Consider the following 16891-nt stretch of genomic DNA (forward strand, 5'->3'; position numbering starts at 1 on the left):
GGCTGCCCCGATAACAGGCTCAGGAAATCCATGGATCACTTCAATTACCGCAGCGGTGAATTGTTCGCTGAGAACGTGGCGGTTGAGGACATTGCCCGGCGTTTTGGTACGCCAGCCTATGTCTATTCCCGCGCCACCCTCGAGCGCCATTACCGCGCCTATGATGATGCGCTTGCCGGTCGGCCACACCTGGTGTGCTACGCCGTCAAGGCCAACAGTAATATCGCCGTGCTGAACGTGTTGGCAAGGCTCGGCGCCGGTTTTGATATTGTGTCTGCCGGAGAACTGGAGCGGGTGATCCGTGCTGGCGGGGATCCTGCGAAAACCGTCTTTTCCGGGGTCGGCAAACAGCGCTGGGAAATGCGCCGCGCCCTCGAGGCCGGTGTTCGCTGTTTCAATGTGGAGTCCGACACCGAACTGGATCGCCTGAACGAAGTGGCGGGTGAGCTCGGTGTCAGGGCGCCGGTTTCCCTGCGTGTGAATCCGGACGTGGACGCCGGTACCCACCCCTATATTTCCACGGGGCTGAAAGAGAACAAGTTCGGCATCGACATTGCGGAAGCTCCGGCCGTCTATGAGCGTGCCGCTGCCATGCCAAACCTGGACATACAAGGTGTGGATTGTCACATCGGCTCGCAGCTCACGTCGGTGTCACCTTTCCTCGATGCGCTGGACCGTGTGTTGGAACTGATCGATGCCCTGGCGCAAAAGAATATTAATATCCGGCATCTGGACATGGGCGGTGGCCTGGGGGTCACCTACGATCAGGAGCAGCCGCCGCAACCGTCGGATTATGTGACCGCGCTGGCGGAACGCCTGGGCGATCGGTCGCTGGAGCTGATCATGGAGCCGGGGCGGTCCATTGCCGCCAACGCCGGCATCTTGCTGACGCGGGTGGAATTCCTCAAGTGCACTGAACATCGCAACTTCGCCATCATAGATGCGGCAATGAACGACCTGATTCGTCCCGCGCTCTACAGCGCGTGGCAATCCATTGTCCCGGTAACGCCCCGCAACGACGGTGACGAGAAAGCGTGGGACCTGGTTGGGCCGGTGTGTGAGACCGGTGATTTCCTCGGCAAGGATCGCAAGCTGAGACTCCAGGCGGGCGATTTGCTGGCGGTTCGGTCCGCCGGGGCCTATGGTTTTGTGATGAGCTCCAACTACAACACCCGTAACCGTCCACCGGAACTGATGGTTGATGGTGAACAGGTGCACATTGTGCGTCGGCGGGAAACCCTGGAAGAACAGCTTGGCCCAGAAAGCTGTTTGCCGGAATGAGTGGAGAGGCGGAGATGAGTCAGTCCCGGCGCAATCAGGGCCCAATGCTTAACTTCACCAAGATGCACGGTCTTGGGAACGACTTCATGGTGGTGGACGCCATCAGCCAGCCCTTTCGCCTGCGCCCGGAGATGATCCGCGAACTGGCCGACCGGAATTTCGGCATTGGCTTTGATCAGCTGCTGGTGGTTGAACCCCCGGGGCTTCCCGATGTGGACTTCCGCTACCGGATATTCAACAGCGATGGCTCGGAAGTCGAGCAGTGCGGCAACGGGGCCCGCTGTTTTGCCCGCTTTGTCCGCGACCAGCGCCTGACCAACAAGAAGGTGATCCGGGTTCAGACCGCCAAGGGCGTTATCGAATTGAGAGTCGGACGTGCAGGCATGGTCACCGTCGATATGGGGGTTCCTGAACTCAATCCTCCGGCCATCCCGTTCGCTGCCGACCGCCGCAAGGACGTGTACACGGTGGAACTCGGCGGTGATACCGTGGAACTCAGTGCCGTCTCCATGGGCAATCCCCATGGGGTGCTATTGGTGGATGACGTGGATACCGCCCCGGTAGGCGAGTTTGGCCCCAGGCTTGAGAGCCATCCGCGGTTCCCGGCGCGGGCCAACATCGGGTTCCTGCAGATTATTGACCGGACCCGCGTTCGCCTGAGGGTGTTCGAGCGTGGTTCCGGCGAAACCATGGCCTGCGGCAGTGGCGCCTGTGCGGCGGTGGTCGCCGGCTGCCTGCGAGGGCTGCTGGACAGCCGGGTGGACGTCGAGCTGAAAGGCGGGCGCCTGGTCATCGAATGGCAGGGTGAGGGGGCCCCTGTTATGATGGAAGGCCCGACGGCCAGCGTTTTCGAGGGTCAGCTTCGCCTGCCGGCAGACCAGCCCCCGAAACGACGTAAGAGCACGCGGCACAGCGATGCAAAATCAGGTACCAACCGACAGAACAATCGCCATCGCCAGCCGGCCACATCAAGGCCCTGACCATCAGGAGAGCAGCATGACAGAACAAACGGCCCACAAGAAGGCCGAAGGGCTCACCCGGGAAGCCGTCGCAGATTATCTGCGGAATAACCCCGATTTCTTTATTGATCAGGACGAGCTCCTGCGCAGCCTGACCCTGCCCCACGACAGCGGCCGGGCGATCTCGCTGGTAGAGCGCCAGGTGCACCTGTTTCGCGAACAGCGCGACACCTTGCGTCGCGAGTTGGTAGAGCTGGTGTCCATTGCACGCCACAACGACCGTCTGTTCGAAAAGAGCAAGCGCCTGCTGATGCAGGTGATCGAGGCCCGCAACCTGAATGATATGGCCGCCGCGATTGATGACAGTATCCGTGGTGATTTCGGTCTGGACGCGGCCTCGGTGATTCTCTTCACCGACAGCGAGTTGCCGGCAGCGGCGCAAGGCGCCCTACACGTGGTGTCGCCGGATGAGGCGAAAGCGCGCCTGGGTGGCTTGCTGGAAGGGGATCGCGCCGTTTGTGGCCAGTTCCGTGAGAGCGAGCGCAGTTTCCTGTTCCCGGACCGGGAGGAACCCATTGCCTCCGTGGCGTTAGTGCCACTGCGTAACAACGAATTGGTCGGGGTGTTTGCCGTGGGTAGTTGCGAACCCGGGTACTTCGACCAGAGTATGGGATCACTCTTCCTGACCTACATCAGCGACACCCTGAGCCGTCTGTTGCCGCCTATCCTGCAAAGGCATGCCGCCACGTTGCCTGTCACCGATGTGGTCGCGGAGTCCCGCTGACCATGTCGCTGGCTGACGAGGAAACCGGCCCGGCTGCCACACTGGCAGAGCCTGTGGCCGCGTTCCTGCGTTATCTGGCGTCGGAGAAGCGACACTCACCACGCACCTGCGGCAGTTATCGCGATGACCTGAACCGCTTTGCTGCGTGGGTTGAGCATCTACCGTCACCGGCCTGGCGGTCGGTCACCAGCCACGACTTGCGACGATACGTTGCCCAGCTCAGCCGTGAAGGTTTGGGCGGTCGGAGTATCGCTCGTCACCTGTCTGCCATCCGCCGGTTCTACGAATACCTGTTACGGGAACACCTGGCTGTCGACAATCCGGCGTTGGACATCCGGGCTCCGAAGTCCGGTAGGCGTCTACCGAAGGTGGCGGATGTGGACCAGCTCAATCACCTGTTGGACGCAACGCCCGATGATCCGCTGGAAATTCGCGACCTGAGCATGTTCGAGCTGATGTATTCCTCAGGGCTGCGGTTGTCGGAACTGGCGGGGCTGGATCTCCAATCCGTAGACGTCCGAGGTGGGGAGGTCCGGGTGCTGGGTAAGGGGCGCAAGGAACGCCTCCTGCCGGTTGGTCGAAGGGCGTTGGAGGCGCTGGCTCGGTGGCTTGACGTGCGCGGAGCGATGGCGCCAGACGGAGAGAATGCCCTGTATGTGAGCCGGCGAGGTGATCGGCTCAGTACTCGCAGTATCCAGTCCCGCCTCAGCCGGTGGGGAATGTCGAAAGGGGCGGACCAAAGACTGCATCCCCACCTGCTTCGGCATTCCTTCGCCAGCCATATGCTGGAGTCCAGTGGTGACCTGCGAGCGGTGCAGGAGTTGCTGGGCCATGCGGACATCGTGACGACCCAGGTCTATACTCATCTGGATTTCCAGCATCTGGCAAAGGTCTACGATCAGAGCCATCCCAGGGCTCGCCGTCGCGGTAACAGGCAGGAAACGGAGCATCGTTGAGGCATCAGTCACGGAACAGGCGTCCAGTAAAAGGGCCAGGAGCGCTAAATGTCATCGGACCCATCCTGGAAGGATAAGTACCTCCAGGCACTTGAATCTTCAGAACAGCGTGAATCGCATTGGGAAGCTGAAAGAAACCTGCTTCAGCGTATGCTGGTGCGTACCAGTCTGGCGTCCGAAGGACAGACTGCGGAGCTGGACCGTTTGCTGGAACGGGTTCGTGACGAGTTACGAAAGCCCCCTCTCAACGCAGACAGCTGGCGGGATTTGCAGGAGAGAATTGACCGTCAGGTGGCGGCCCTGGACGACCGCAAGTCTGAATCCACGGACCGGCTGAGAACCACATTCGAGCAGTTGCTGTCGGAACTGCGCTCCCATCCTATGTTCAAATCCGGCAAGGACCGTATTCGAGACCTGGAGAAGCGACTCCGGAAACCGGAAACCCTTCAGCTCGATGCGACCGGATGGTTGGTCGATCTGGCATTGGTGTTGGAAACTGGGCTGGGCAGCGGTGACGGGCAGGATCGCAAACGAAGTCGGTTTGGCCGGCTGTTTGGTGGCCGGGGAAGCCAGGAGCCGTCCGACCAGCCGATGTTGGCGGAAGCCGCCGAGAACACGCTGGCTTCGCCTGCCGTTGAACTGGCGATGCCTGGCACAGAAGATAGCGAACGCCTGAAGATTGCACGGCGGGTTGGTGAACTGCTGGGGCATATGCTGGATCAGGTGACACTGGAGGCTGCGTCGGAGGCAAGAGCCCGACGGCTACAGGAATCGCTGTTGAGCAGCGATAACTGGGATGAGCTGCGGGAGGGGCTGAGCAGCGTGGCGGAACTGGTAATCGCCGCGGTTACCCGGGGGCAAAGGGAGTTTGAGGCCTTCCTTCGGCGTCTCGATGAACGGCTGGACGCGTTGCGCCAGTGTTTTACTGAGCAGGCGAATGCCCAGGCCGGGCGACTGGATGCCTCGCAGGAATTGGATCGCGATATCCGCCAGGAGCTATGGTCGTTCGGCCAGCAAGTGGAAAGCAGCGTTGACTTCGACGGGCTGAAAGACTCAGTGAGCCAGCACCTCGAGACGATCAGTGGGGCCGTCGAGCGGTTTCGGGAGCAGGAGTCCGAGCGCGAGCGCAACCTGTCGCTGCAACTGGAGCTCATGCAGGAAAAACTGGTGACGATGGAGGCCCAGTCGGAACAGGTCCGGGAAAAACTCCGGGAGGAACGCGAAAAAGCCCTTACCGATGTCCTGACCCAATTACCCAACCGGGAAGCCTGGCAGGAGCGACTGTCGTTCGAGTATCAGCGCTGGCAGCGTTATCGTCATTCACTGTCGGTCTGTGTGCTTGATATTGATTTTTTCAAGCGTGTGAACGATTCCTATGGCCACAAGGCGGGTGATCGCGTGTTGCAACTGGTTGCCCGTGCCCTCCGTGAGCGGCTGAGGGCAACCGACTTCATCGCCCGTTTTGGCGGGGAAGAGTTCGTGATCCTGTTGCCGGAAACCAATGTGGACAACGCCCGGTCGGTATTGGATAGCATGCGCGGGCATATCGCGGAGCTGCCGTTCCATTTCCGGGGAGAACCGGTGTCGGTGACGTTTTCGGCAGGGCTAGCGGAATTTGATGGGGACGATGACGAGGACGATGTGTTCGACCGGGCCGACAAGGCTCTGTACCTCGCCAAGGACTCCGGCCGCGACCAGGTGCTTATTGCAGGACGTGATGTCTGACTCAGTGCCGCATCAGGGCATCGAGCTCATCGATAATTTCCGCCCAGTCAGAGTCGTCCTCGAGGCCCTCTTCGAGGAAATGTGACTGGCTTTCCGACCAGAAAGGGGCATCCTGCAACGCAATTTCCGGGGGCAGTGGCGAGTGCTGGGCGATAAAACTCTCAATGCTGACGCTGTCGGATGGCATACCGAGTTGTTCAAAAAGCGTGCTGAAATCGTGTTTGCTGGTATCCATGGTTATGGTTCTCCCCAAGGTAGCCGGTGCTTTAAAACGCTGTGGGCACGATCAGAGTAGATCGGGTAACCCGCTGAATGCAATCGGAAGAATTTACGGGTATGGTTCCCTGAACTGTAGCCGAACCGGTGAGGATATCCAGTGAGGTCCGTTTTTCATTTTGTGCTGTTGCTGACCGCTATTCTGGTGCCCGGCGTGCCCGCTGCTGAGCCGCCGCAACCCTCTCCGGCGCCGGTGCTGGGTAGCGAGGATCTGCGCTGGCTGGCGGAGAGAGAATCGTTCCGGGTCGGGGTGCGAAGTGGTCAGGTGCCGCTGGTGTTTGATACCGGCGAGGGGGAGCTGGCGGGCATCTTCATTGATTACCTCAATCGGCTGTCAGAGAAGCTTGGTGTGCCTATTGAGCCGGTGTCGGCTCCGGAAGAACAACTCGGTGAATGGTTGCAGGATGGGACCCTGGATGCCCGGTTGAGTACCCATCTGGCCCATCGTTCCCCTCCTTCCAATGTAGTGCTTTCCTCGCCGCTGATGAGTTTGACCTATGGCATATTCGTTGGTGCCGATGATGCAGGCATTCGCACGCTCTCGGACCTTGAGGACGCGAACATTGCCCTGATCACCAACGATCCCAACCAGTTCGCATTGCTTGACCCTGTCGATAGCTTTTCACCCGTGCCGGTTTCCAGTATCAGCGAAGCCGTTGGCAGGGTGTTGTCAGGACAGGCGGATGCGTTTCTGGGCCCGGTTCCGGTGGTGTCGGACTATCTGCAGTCTGCCATGGTCAATGGGGTTGGGGTGGCCACGCTGCTGAACCAGCAATCGGTCGACGTGGTGCTGGAAATGGCAGCGGAGAGTCACCAGGAGAATGACCAGGAGCGCGACCAGTTGTATCGGGTGCTCAACCAGGCAGTTCTGGCGATTGACCACGGTGAGCACCGGTCGATCCGCCAGTCGTGGTTGCAGACCGAGTTGCCGGAACTGGATCCCTCCGCCATTTCCCTGTCGGTTGACGAGAGGGCATTTCTCAATCAAAACCCGAATCTTCGAGTGGCCTTCCGGCCGGATTGGCCGCCGTTCGAGTATACCCAGAATGGTCAGTCTGCCGGGCTCGTGCCGGATCTGGTCAAACGCCTGGAAGAACAACTGAACATTCGCTTCAGCCGTCAGGTGATGGACAACAGCGCCGATGAGGAAAACGCTTTGCGTTCGGGGGAGGTGGATATACTGCCCGCAATGTCCCGAACCCCAAGGGTCGAGGAATCTTTCCTGTTCAGCCGTGCCTATTTGACCGTTCCCATTGCCCTTGCCATCCGTGACGACGGTCGCTTTATCGGCGAATTGAGGGAGCTGAGAGACGAAAAGGTGGGTGTGGTTAACCGCCAGGCGGGGCATGACTACCTATTGATCAACCACCCCAATCTCGATCTGTATCCGATGACGTCCATCGAGGAAGGGCTGCTGGCCCTGTCCAACGGCGACCTCGACGTCATGGTGACTCATATTCCGGCAGTCAGCTATACCGTTGCCCGCCTGGGGTTGTCCAACCTTCGGATAACGAGCATTACGCCTTACCAGTATGAGCTGAGGTTTGCCGTCAGCAAGGAGCGGCCCGAACTGCAGCGTATCCTCAATAAAGCGTTGGGCAGTCTGGACGCGGCCGAGACCGAGTCGATCTACAATCGCTGGATCCACCTGGATATCGAGCAGGAAACGGACTACACCGTGGTGCGCCGGATCGTGCTTATCGCCTTAGTGGTGGTGCTGATCTTCCTATACTGGAACCGCAAACTGTCACGGGAGGTGGACGAGCGAATCCGATCTGAAAACGCACTACGCCGCAGCGAAGACGAACTTCGGGCGGCCAAGCTGGAGGCGGAACGCCTGGCGCGGGAAGCTGAGGCGGCCAGCCTGACGAAAAGCGAATTCCTCGCCAATATGTCCCATGAGATCCGCACGCCGATGAACGCGGTGATTGGCTACAGCGACTTGCTCAGTAATACCGTCAAGGATCCCCAGCAGCGGAATTACCTGGATGCCATTCGCGCGGGCAGCCGCAGCCTGTTGATGCTGATCAACGACATCCTGGACCTGTCCCGCATCGAAGCAGGAAAGATGCGGCTGGAGTATTCGGCGGTGTCGGTGCGGCGGCTGCTCAGTGATGTACGCCACATATTCGACCTGCGCGCCACCGAGCAGGGTATCTCGCTGGAAGTCAGCGTTGACTCCAAGATGCCGGCGGCGATGATGCTGGATGAAACACGACTGCGGCAGGTGCTTTTCAATCTTGTTGGCAATGCCATCAAGTTTACCCATGAAGGTGGTGTGACGGTCCGCGCCACGGCCACACCGCGGAAGTCATCGGAGAAGCAGCCGGTCGAAGAGGTGGCCAGTGAGGCAGATCGTCGCTGCTTTTACCGGTTGGTTGTGACGGTGTCCGATACCGGCATCGGCATTCCTCCCGGCCAGCAGGAGCAGATCTTCGACGCCTTTGAGCAGCAGGAAGGGCAGAACACGCGGCGTTATGGGGGCACGGGGCTGGGCCTGGCCATCAGCCGCAAGCTGGTGCGCATGATGGGCGGTGAACTGCAGGTTGAGAGTGAGCCTGGCTCGGGCTCCACCTTTACGGTCAAGCTTCCTCGGGTTGAGGCAACCGGTGCCCAGGCCGAAGAAGATGGTACGCCCCAGGAGTCGGAACGACTGCTGGCACAGACGCTCAGCATGCAGGAGCGTGGATGGTTGCAGGAGCAACTTGCACGGGATTTTGGCGACGAGTGGGAGACGGTACGTGAAAGCGGCGATCCGGAACAGATGAAGGATTTTGCCAACCGGGTGCTGGAATGGGGTAAGCGGTTCCGTTCGCCCTCGGTTACCCGATATGGAGAGAAACTGCTGGCGGACGTGGAGGCGTTTAACCTGGATTCCGTGAACAGTGCTCTCGAATCCTTTCCGCGCCTTCTGGGACGGGATCAGTGACTGGACAGTGTCAGAGGCAGTCGAACTGCGACTTGCGGTCAAAGGCGACAGCGACCATGTCGTAGCCCGAGTCGGACAGCGAGCGAATCAGCTCGCGATCTTTCAGCAGAGCCATGCAGACCCGGTGTACGTTGGCCTGAAGCTGTTCCTGAGGGGGCTCGGACTCGAATCTGAAATCGACGATCAGGTATTTACGCTCGACGGCCGATGTGGCGGGAATGTCTTCACGCTCAATGCTTTCATAGCCAATGTAAGTAGCTTGTTTATCGGGGAAGATTCCACTTAGCAACACGTCCAGGTTGCCTGCCATGACCGGTTGCGAGGCCAGTGCCAGTAACAGGCTGAGAGCGCCGGTGATGCGTTTGATGGCCATGAGAGCCGCTCCTTTGGAATCGGTTCGTCGATCAATGTAAACATATGTAACGTTTAGTTACTGATGATTATCGCAGAGTGCGAACAGGTTTGCGTATTTTTTGCACGAATTTTTCAATTGTTTGCAATGTTCAGAGAATCCATCGGCTGGGTGTGGATTTCCGCAGCCTGCCAGGATCAACTACTATGGATAAAAACAGAAGCGCATAGAGGCAGGATGATGTTCCAACTCGTCTTCAAAGGTGAATGCACACCGGGAACCGACCCGGCAACCGCCCGCAGTAATGCCAGAACCCTGTTCAAGGCAACGGTGGACCAGATTGAGCGTATGTTCAGCGGTCAGCCAGTCGTTATCCGCAACAAACTGGAGGAAGTCCAGGCGGAAAAGTACCGCGCGGTGCTGCAAAAGCACGGCATGGTGGCTTATGTGCAGCCCATGGAGGGCGCCGTTGCCTCTGCAGCCGAGCGCGCGGCGCCCGCCGCTCAACCACAGGCTGAGCCAAAACCTGCCCCTGCAACACCCCCAGCAGGGGCAGCGGGTACTGATGCCGGGTCCGGGAGCGCCGTTGCCGTGGAGCCGGGCGACCGCTTGCCAGTGGCGGGCGATAAAGTCGACAGCATTCTTTCCGGGTCCGGGCTGACACTTGACCCCGTTGGCGTCACGCTTGAGGAACACCGGGAGGCTCCCGCTCCCATGTTCCAGCATTTGGACGACTGGACACTGGCGCCTCCGGGCAGTGACCTGGGCGTGAAGCGTGAGGTTCCACCACCGGTTGTACCTGATGTCTCTCACCTGTCCCTGGCGGACGAGGATCCCACAGACGATGCCTGACAGTCGGACGGGATGATGTTAACAGCCAGATTGACCGCCCTCCTGCTTGCCGTGCTCGCAGCTATGCCCCTTATGGCCGACGTAGGGCGGCCGAAAGTGGGCCTGGTGCTAAGCGGCGGAGGGGCCAAGGGCATGGCCCATGTGGGTGTGCTGCGAGTGCTGGAAGAATTGAAGGTGCCCGTGGACATTGTGGTGGGCACCAGTGCCGGCTCCGCGGTTGGGGCACTCTATGCCTCTGGTATGGAGGTCCAGGAGATTGAAGAGCGCTTTATCGAGATGGACTGGGTGTCCAGTTTTCGTGACGACCCGGGCCGTGCCTACAAGCCTGTCAGGCGCAAGCGTCAGGACTGGCGCTACCCGGTCTCGCCCGGCATCGGTGTGCGCATGGACGGCCTGCATTTGGGGGGCGGTATCATCGCCGGTCAGAACCTCGGTTTTATCCTCAATGAGCTCACCCGTGATGCAGCCCTGGTTGAAGATTTTGATGAACTGGCCATCCCGTTCAGGGCCGTCGCCACGGACCTGGAAACCGGCGAGGAAGTGGTGATCGGCAGTGGCAACCTGTCGGAAGCGATCCGCGCCAGCATGAGTATTCCCGGCGTCTATGCGCCGGTCACACTGAATGGGCGTTTGCTGGTGGATGGAGGTGTGGCCAATAACCTGCCGGTCAGCGTGGCCCATGAGCTTGGGGCCGACATTGTCATTGCCGTGGACATCACCGATCCCCTGTTGGAGCGGGAGGACATACGCGAGGCGTTCTCTGTGGTTGGTCAGTTGACCACCATGATGACGCGGCAAAACACCGAGCGGCAGCTCAAGTTGCTGGATGATCAGGACATCCTGATGCGACCGGATCTGCAGGGCTTGTCCTCAGCAGATTTCTATGAGGCTCCGGCGCTGTTTGAGCTGGGCGCCAGCAGTGCTCGTGGTCACGCAGGGGAACTTCGTCATCTGAGCGTCAGTGATGATGAGTGGGATCGATTTCGCGGTCGCCTGAAGGCGCACTCGTTCAACCCGGGCGTTATCACCGATATTCGCATTGACGACCGTTCTCGCCTGGCGGGGGATTTCCTTCGTGAGCGCATACGCCAGCAGACGGGTGAGCCTCTGGATGTGGATGCACTGGAGGAGGATCTCAAGCGTATTTACGGTCTTGGTTACTATGAAACCGTTTCCTATTCGCTGGTGCCGACCGACGGCCCCGGCACGGACCTGGTTATCCGGGTTCGCGAGAAAAGCTGGGGGCCGAACTACCTGTCCTTTGGCCTGAACTACGAAGACAATTTCGAGAACGATACTCGGTTTAATGTCGCCACGTCGTTGCGGATGACGGGGCTGAATGCCCTGGGCGGTGAGTGGACGACCGGGCTTCAGTTGGGCACCCAGCCCCGGGTTCGAACCGAATGGTTCCAGCCACTGGACTATGGTTTCGAAAGATTCCTCACGCTGGGCGGTGCCTATTCCCGTGAAAGCCTGAGTGCGTTCGATGGCGAAGGCGAGCGCATAACCGAAGTGGATATCACCAATCGCCAGGTGGATCTGGCCCTGGGTACCGAACTGGGTGTAAACGGAGAGGTGCGTCTTGAGTATGTGCGGGGCTACGCCACCGTCGACGAGCAGATCGGCGAACCGATGGCGCCCTCCGGCTCCATCCAGAGTGGCAGTCTCCGGCTCCAGCTTGTTCACGACTCCCTCGACGATACCTTCCTGCCGGAGTCCGGCGGGTTCGCCGGCATCCGTGGCCGGTTCGAGCGCCCGGGCCTTGGGTCCGACCGTCATTTTGATTCGGTCACCGTCATGGCCCTGGGCACCGCAAGCTGGAGACGGGCGAGTATCACCGGCCTGTTGTATGCCAACGCGGTCACCAAGGGCGTTGCCGGCATCGAGAATTCAGTACTGCTGGGCGGCTTTCACCGGCTATCGGCATACAGCCAGGGCGAAGTGGCGGGAGAGGATGCGGCTCTGGCAGGCGTCTTTGTCCGGCAGGAATTTGGCGGGCCGTTTGTGCCCTGGTTTGCCGGAGCCGGGTTCGAGACTGGTAACGCCTGGTCCTCGCTGGGGGAGGCCCGCTGGAACAACCTGTTGCGCTCTGGGAGCCTGTTTGCCGGCGTTGAAACCTTTCTGGGACCGGTGCAGATTGCCACGGCCTACAACAACCGGGATGACTGGAGTGCCTACCTCAACGTCGGCTTTTCGTTTACCCGGTTGTTTGAATGAGCCGCCCGTTGCTCAAGCCGTAGCCGATGCGCTGTGAATAGCGTCAAGCACCTGCTGACACTGTTGTTCCGCGTACCCGGCCAGAATGGCCGCAAGACGTTCCTCGTCCCGTTCCTTGATCGCACCGATCGATTCCCGCACATGGGCCAGGTTGTCTTCCAGCACCCGGTTGCCACCACGCTGGAACGCCACAAAGGCGCAACGTTTTGCCGATGGCCACAGATCCTCAATGGCGGAAATGATGAAATAGTTGTCGGCATAGGCCAGTGAGGCCTGAGTGTACTCTATGCCCAGCTCCAGAAACGCCAGCAGGTCGTTATTGTCATGGCAGCCTTTCATACGCTGGTAGAGGGATTCGAGTTTGTCCATGTCGGCTGCCTGCCACTGCCGCACCAGCTTGCGACCGGTATGGGTCAGGTACAGTTGCAGCACTTCGTACAGGCTGCGTACAAAATAGTCGTCCAGCGGCGTAACGAATGCGCCCTTGCGGGGCACGTTCTGTACCAGATGGCGTTTTTCAAGCAGCAGCAAGCCTTCGCGGATCGACCCGTGGCTTACGTCCATTTGCTTTGCCATGGCGCTTTCGTAGATGCGTTCGCCGGAGCGAAGCTGACCGAAAGCGATGAGGTTTTCGATGTGACGGGCGACCTGTTCGGTCAGGGTTTCGCGAGGCTTGAATGTGGTCATGGTCCTGCTTCGTTACAGCATGCTGGCTCAATGGTTCTGGAATACTCTCACATTCTTTGCGTATGGAAAATGGGCACACCAAAACGGGCCAGGCCCTGGTGGAGGGTTTCAGAGCAGGGGGCCAAGCAACCGTATGGTGCGGCACGTCAACCGGAAGGCCACAGAACGGTCCCGGTAATCCCGTTCCGTCATCAGTCGACTGGTGGTGAGATCCTGTTCCAGCAGATGTTCAATGCCGCTCACAAACTCAACGGCGGTACTGATGGCGGTTATCTCGAAGTTCAGTCGCATCGAGCGGTTGTCCAGGTTGGCGGTGCCGATGGCCGCGTAGCGGTCATCCACCAATACGACTTTCTGATGCATGAAGCCCGGCTGGTAGCGATAGATGCCAATGCCGGCGCGGCATGCCTGTACCAGGTATGAGTACGCAGCCAGTCGGATCAGCCGGCTGTCAGATTTCTCGGGGATAATGATTCGCACGTCCACACCCCGCAGGGCCGCCAGTTGCAGGGCGTTCATGATCTGAACGTCGGGCACGAAATAGGGCGAAGCGATCCAGATCCGCGTACGGGCATTGTTGATGCAATTGAGGAAAAACAGCGTGCAGGTTTCGTAGGTATCCGCCGGGCCGGTGGGCAGAATCAGAACTTCCTGGTTGCCAGGCGTCGGTTGGGAAGGCGTCCAGTTGAGCGTCGGGAAGTCCTCACTGGCCCAGTTCCAGTCCTCGAGCCAGGCCAGTTGCAGCCCGGTCACCGCCGGGCCGGTAATGCGGCAGTGGCTGTCACGCCAGGGCTCCTCGTCCATGGCAGTGCCCAGATACTCGTCGCCGAGGTTGATGCCTCCGACAAATCCGACCTCACCATCACAGACCAGCAGTTTCCGATGATTGCGGAAGTTGACCTGCAGGCGCATGCGACGAAAATTGCCGTCTCCGAACGAGGCAACCTTTGCACCGGCGGCGGCCAGTTCCCGGAGGTACTTCCGCGGTAGCCAGACACTGCCAATGTCGTCATAGAGGAACCAGACCTGAACGCCCTGGGCCAGCTTGCGTTTCAGGATCGACTTGATGCGTTGGCCGACCTTGTCGGAGCGAACAATGTAGAACTCCAGGAGAATGTAGTGTCGGGCGTTTTCCATGGCATCGAACAGCGCCTCAAAGGTGGCTTCCCCATTCTTGAGGAGGTCGCATCGATTCCCGGTGGTAAACGGCTGTCGGCCCAGCTTGCAGAGGACCTGGAGTTCGTCCGGAACATGTTCATCGTTGCGTTTGCTGACCGCTGCCGTCTGCTGTTCGAAATGGTTGAGTAGTTCCGTCAGCGCGGCGTCGCCGGTGCGTCTGGCCCTGATATAGCCGCCGAACCGGTTGCGTCCGAACAACAGGAACATGGGAACGGCGACATAGGGCAGGCCGATCAGTGCCAGAATCCAGGCGATGGCTCCCTGTGCCACGCGGTAGGTCATCAGTATCCGATAGATGCAGGCAGCCGCGGCCAGGTAGATCAGGGCCAGTGCGAGGGGCAGCCAGGGCACGTCAGCGATACTCATTCCGGCGCGTCTCCATTGTCGATGTTCAGGTGGCGGGCGCGGTACTGGGCCGGTGCCATCCCGGTCCAGCGCTTGAACGCGCGGCTGAAGGCGCTGAGCTCGGAAAAACCCAGCAGGAAAGCGATTTCGCCCAATGCGTAGTGGTCCGACGCCACGTAGCGCATGGCTTTGTCCTTGCGGACTTCCTCCACCAGCTCGTGAAATCCAAGCCCTTCTTTCTTTAACCGTCGATATAGGGTTTGTCGGCTCATATGGCACTGTTTCGCCAGTGTGTCGGCGTCGATGCGATCGGTGGACATCTGGCGTGAAATCAGTCGCCGGATCTTGCGGCCGAAGGTACGCCTGCTTTGCAGCCGGGCCAGCACTGCGTTGACCTGCTTCAGCACGGCGGAATAAACGTAGGGGTTGCGATGGGGAATCGGATGGCTCAGGTGGTGGCTACTGAAGGCCAGGCGAGTTGCACCACAGCCAAAAAACACCGGGCCACCCAGTAATCGCTGGTATTCATCGGCATAGCCCGGTTTCGGGTGGGCGATCTCGGCCCACTCGGCAACGATGGATGGGTGGATGAAATGCCGGGTGCGGCATAGAGCCGCCGCCAGCGTCCGGTCCATATCCTGGCGACAGTAGTGCCCGGGGGTGTCCGCCTGCCAGGTCAGGATGGCCTGCTCGCCGGTTTGTTCAAAACTCAGGATCACCGATTCGTTAATCAACCGGTGCAGGCGAACATACTGGGTAACGGCCTCGCCGAGAGTGTCGCAATTGAAAAACACGTGGCCGACCAGGCCCATTCGGTCAGGATCGACCACCTGGCCGGCATGGAGGCCAACGGCAGGGTCTCCGGTGACCTTTTCAGCGTGTTCCCACAGGCGGTAATGGCGCTCGGCCGGAATGCGCAGGTCCGGGTCTGCCAGCTCGTTTTTGTTGAACCCGGCGATCCGCTCAACGGTGGGGATGTCCAGCACGCCCTGGCGGTCCAGGTAATGAACCAGGGCCAGCGTGCTCGAGGCTGCAACCAGTGGCGATGTGGTGGCTTTTGCCTGGGGTGAGTTCACGGTCACCTATGATTGAGGGTTAACAGGAATTCATCGGTGCTGATACAAAATGTCAAACCTGTGGGACAGCCTGTCAACGGTTTATTGTCCTAACAACGATAGCATTAAGTCATCGAGGATTCTCACTCGCACATCTGGATTGGAGGTGTTTTCATGGAACTGGAAATTTTTGTGCCCCATAACGAGCTGGAGCGCTCCAATATTGCCGCTTTGGCTGAGTACCTGAACAGCATGTACTACTGCTAATCAGTTTCAGCAAACGTTTATGACCTGAGCCGGGGGAGACCCCGGCTTTTTTTTTCCTGAATTATCTGACCGGTTGTCGGGTAAGCCTGCGGCTTGCCCTTGTTCCAATAACATTCGATGGTAATGTAGTCGGCGTAACGATAGCAGCCCGTTCTCACACGAACCTGTCCGGCGACTCCAGGAGGTCATGACCATGAGTGTTGAACTCAATTACCGCATTACCGGCGAAGGCCCGCCATTGATCCTTCTCCATGGCCTGTTTGGCTCGCTGGAAAATCTGGGAGGCATCACCCGTCGCCTGCAGGACCAGTGGCAGATTCATGCTCTGGATCAGCGCAATCACGGCGCTTCGCCCCATACCGACACCATGGATTACCCGGCTATGGCCGACGATGTGTTGGCTTACATGGATGCTCAGGGGCTGGAAAAGGCGTCTATTCTGGGGCACTCCATGGGCGGAAAGACCGCGATGCAGGTGGCATTGCAAGCTCCGGGCCGGGTTGAGCGAATTATCGTGGCGGATATCGCACCTGTGACCTATAAACCCCGTCATGATGCGGTGCTGGAGGGGCTGACCTCAGTGGATCTGGGCTCTATCCGCACGCGACAGGATGCCGACAGGGTGCTGGCAGACCATGTAGAGGAGCTTGGTGTCAGGCAGTTCCTGCTGAAGAACCTGGTGCGGGTGGGGGATGACGAACAAGGCCAGCATCCCGGACCGTACCGCTGGCGGCTGAACCTGCCGGTGATAGAGCAATGTTATCCCCGCCTTGCGCAGGCACCGGAGGGGGGCGGGCCGTTTGAAGGTCCGGTATTGTTTATCAAGGGGGCCGATTCGGCCTATATCCAGGAGAAACACCGCGACGACATCCGTCAGCGCTTTCCCGCAGCGGATTTGCGAATCATCAACGGCACAGGGCACTGGTTGCACGCAGAGAAACCCGACAGCTTTGCGGCACTGTGTCGTCGTTTTCTCACGGATTAGCGCCTGGTAGCGGCGGGTACCTGCCAGTTTAGCCGCTGGCGG

Annotated in this window: 14 protein-coding genes; 9 read left to right on the forward strand and 5 right to left on the reverse strand. The window is 59.5% G+C overall.

Annotated features, from left to right (window positions below; genetic code table 11):
• Positions 1-30 precede the first annotated feature (30 nt).
• Genes lysA through AAGD24_RS03570 form a run of 5 tightly spaced genes read left to right on the forward strand, consistent with a single transcriptional unit; the run spans position 31 to position 5705 of the window.
• Positions 31-1281, forward strand: coding sequence for a diaminopimelate decarboxylase (gene lysA / locus AAGD24_RS03550; RefSeq protein WP_036203055.1), 1251 nt, complete (start codon positions 31-33; stop codon positions 1279-1281).
• Between the two features lie 14 nt (positions 1282-1295).
• Positions 1296-2261: a diaminopimelate epimerase gene (dapF, locus tag AAGD24_RS03555; protein ID WP_052479657.1), complete on the forward strand. Its 966-nt coding sequence runs from the start codon at positions 1296-1298 to the stop codon at positions 2259-2261.
• Positions 2262-2277: 16 nt separating this feature from the next.
• Complete coding sequence (locus tag AAGD24_RS03560; RefSeq protein WP_036203058.1) at positions 2278-3024, forward strand: DUF484 family protein; 747 nt, start codon at positions 2278-2280, stop codon at positions 3022-3024.
• 2 nt (positions 3025-3026) lie between these two features.
• The gene (xerC, locus tag AAGD24_RS03565) at positions 3027-3980 is read left to right on the forward strand and encodes a tyrosine recombinase XerC (protein WP_052479374.1); all 954 of its coding nucleotides are present in this window, start codon (positions 3027-3029) and stop codon (positions 3978-3980) included.
• Positions 3981-4028: 48 nt separating this feature from the next.
• Positions 4029-5705, forward strand: coding sequence for a GGDEF domain-containing protein (locus AAGD24_RS03570; protein WP_041332620.1), 1677 nt, complete (start codon positions 4029-4031; stop codon positions 5703-5705).
• A 1-nt stretch (position 5706) separates the two neighbouring features.
• Here the strand turns inward: AAGD24_RS03570 and AAGD24_RS03575 are convergent, their stop codons facing one another.
• Complete coding sequence (locus AAGD24_RS03575; protein WP_036203064.1) at positions 5707-5940, reverse strand: DUF2789 domain-containing protein; 234 nt, start codon at positions 5938-5940, stop codon at positions 5707-5709.
• A 141-nt stretch (positions 5941-6081) separates the two neighbouring features.
• Between AAGD24_RS03575 and AAGD24_RS03580 the strand changes: the two genes are divergently transcribed.
• Positions 6082-8910, forward strand: a complete 2829-nt coding sequence (locus AAGD24_RS03580; protein ID WP_091642220.1) for a transporter substrate-binding domain-containing protein — start codon at positions 6082-6084, stop codon at positions 8908-8910.
• 10 nt (positions 8911-8920) lie between these two features.
• Here the strand turns inward: AAGD24_RS03580 and AAGD24_RS03585 are convergent, their stop codons facing one another.
• Positions 8921-9283 carry a hypothetical protein gene (locus tag AAGD24_RS03585; protein WP_036203070.1) on the reverse strand — a complete coding sequence of 121 codons (363 nt, stop codon included), beginning with the start codon at positions 9281-9283 and terminating at the stop codon, positions 8921-8923.
• Positions 9284-9502: 219 nt separating this feature from the next.
• Here AAGD24_RS03585 and AAGD24_RS03590 point away from each other — a divergent pair, with 219 nt between their 5' ends.
• The gene (locus AAGD24_RS03590) at positions 9503-10114 is read left to right on the forward strand and encodes a hypothetical protein (RefSeq protein ID WP_036205590.1); all 612 of its coding nucleotides are present in this window, start codon (positions 9503-9505) and stop codon (positions 10112-10114) included.
• A 12-nt stretch (positions 10115-10126) separates the two neighbouring features.
• Positions 10127-12331 (forward strand): patatin-like phospholipase family protein, encoded by a 2205-nt coding sequence (locus tag AAGD24_RS03595; protein ID WP_199446909.1) that lies wholly within the window; start codon positions 10127-10129, stop codon positions 12329-12331.
• 12 nt (positions 12332-12343) lie between these two features.
• Here the strand turns inward: AAGD24_RS03595 and AAGD24_RS03600 are convergent, their stop codons facing one another.
• The 3 genes from AAGD24_RS03600 to AAGD24_RS03610 form a co-directional block, all read right to left on the reverse strand.
• Positions 12344-13018 (reverse strand): GntR family transcriptional regulator, encoded by a 675-nt coding sequence (locus tag AAGD24_RS03600; protein ID WP_036203076.1) that lies wholly within the window; start codon positions 13016-13018, stop codon positions 12344-12346.
• Between the two features lie 108 nt (positions 13019-13126).
• A complete protein-coding gene (gene cls / locus AAGD24_RS03605; protein ID WP_136634177.1) occupies positions 13127-14563 on the reverse strand; it encodes a cardiolipin synthase in 1437 nt (478 codons plus the stop codon).
• On the reverse strand, positions 14560-15624 hold the full coding sequence (locus tag AAGD24_RS03610; RefSeq protein WP_087148992.1) for an AraC family transcriptional regulator: 1065 nt from the start codon (positions 15622-15624) through the stop codon (positions 14560-14562). The genes cls and AAGD24_RS03610 overlap by 4 nt, the downstream gene beginning before the upstream one ends.
• 433 nt (positions 15625-16057) lie before the next feature.
• Between AAGD24_RS03610 and AAGD24_RS03615 the strand changes: the two genes are divergently transcribed.
• Positions 16058-16849 carry an alpha/beta fold hydrolase gene (locus tag AAGD24_RS03615; RefSeq protein ID WP_228210347.1) on the forward strand — a complete coding sequence of 264 codons (792 nt, stop codon included), beginning with the start codon at positions 16058-16060 and terminating at the stop codon, positions 16847-16849.
• Positions 16850-16891: the final 42 nt, after the last annotated feature.

It is taken from the genome of Marinobacter sp. M5B (genome assembly GCF_042604615.1).
Taxonomy (GTDB): domain Bacteria; phylum Pseudomonadota; class Gammaproteobacteria; order Pseudomonadales; family Oleiphilaceae; genus Marinobacter; species Marinobacter salarius.

Excerpts from the sequence above, each read along its gene's own strand:
- cls (WP_136634177.1), bottom strand. The coding sequence starts at position 14,563 with ATGAGTATCGCTGACGTGCCCTGGCTGCCCCTCGCACTGGCCCTGATC.
- AAGD24_RS03600 (WP_036203076.1), bottom strand. The coding sequence starts at position 13,018 with ATGACCACATTCAAGCCTCGCGAAACCCTGACCGAACAGGTCGCCCGT.
- AAGD24_RS03560 (WP_036203058.1), top strand. The coding sequence starts at position 2,278 with ATGACAGAACAAACGGCCCACAAGAAGGCCGAAGGGCTCACCCGGGAA.
- AAGD24_RS03585 (WP_036203070.1), bottom strand. The coding sequence starts at position 9,283 with ATGGCCATCAAACGCATCACCGGCGCTCTCAGCCTGTTACTGGCACTG.
- xerC (WP_052479374.1), top strand. The coding sequence starts at position 3,027 with ATGTCGCTGGCTGACGAGGAAACCGGCCCGGCTGCCACACTGGCAGAG.
- AAGD24_RS03575 (WP_036203064.1), bottom strand. The coding sequence starts at position 5,940 with ATGGATACCAGCAAACACGATTTCAGCACGCTTTTTGAACAACTCGGT.
- AAGD24_RS03615 (WP_228210347.1), top strand. The coding sequence starts at position 16,058 with ATGAGTGTTGAACTCAATTACCGCATTACCGGCGAAGGCCCGCCATTG.
- dapF (WP_052479657.1), top strand. The coding sequence starts at position 1,296 with ATGAGTCAGTCCCGGCGCAATCAGGGCCCAATGCTTAACTTCACCAAG.
- AAGD24_RS03590 (WP_036205590.1), top strand. The coding sequence starts at position 9,503 with ATGTTCCAACTCGTCTTCAAAGGTGAATGCACACCGGGAACCGACCCG.
- AAGD24_RS03570 (WP_041332620.1), top strand. The coding sequence starts at position 4,029 with ATGTCATCGGACCCATCCTGGAAGGATAAGTACCTCCAGGCACTTGAA.
- lysA (WP_036203055.1), top strand. The coding sequence starts at position 31 with ATGGATCACTTCAATTACCGCAGCGGTGAATTGTTCGCTGAGAACGTG.
- AAGD24_RS03595 (WP_199446909.1), top strand. The coding sequence starts at position 10,127 with ATGATGTTAACAGCCAGATTGACCGCCCTCCTGCTTGCCGTGCTCGCA.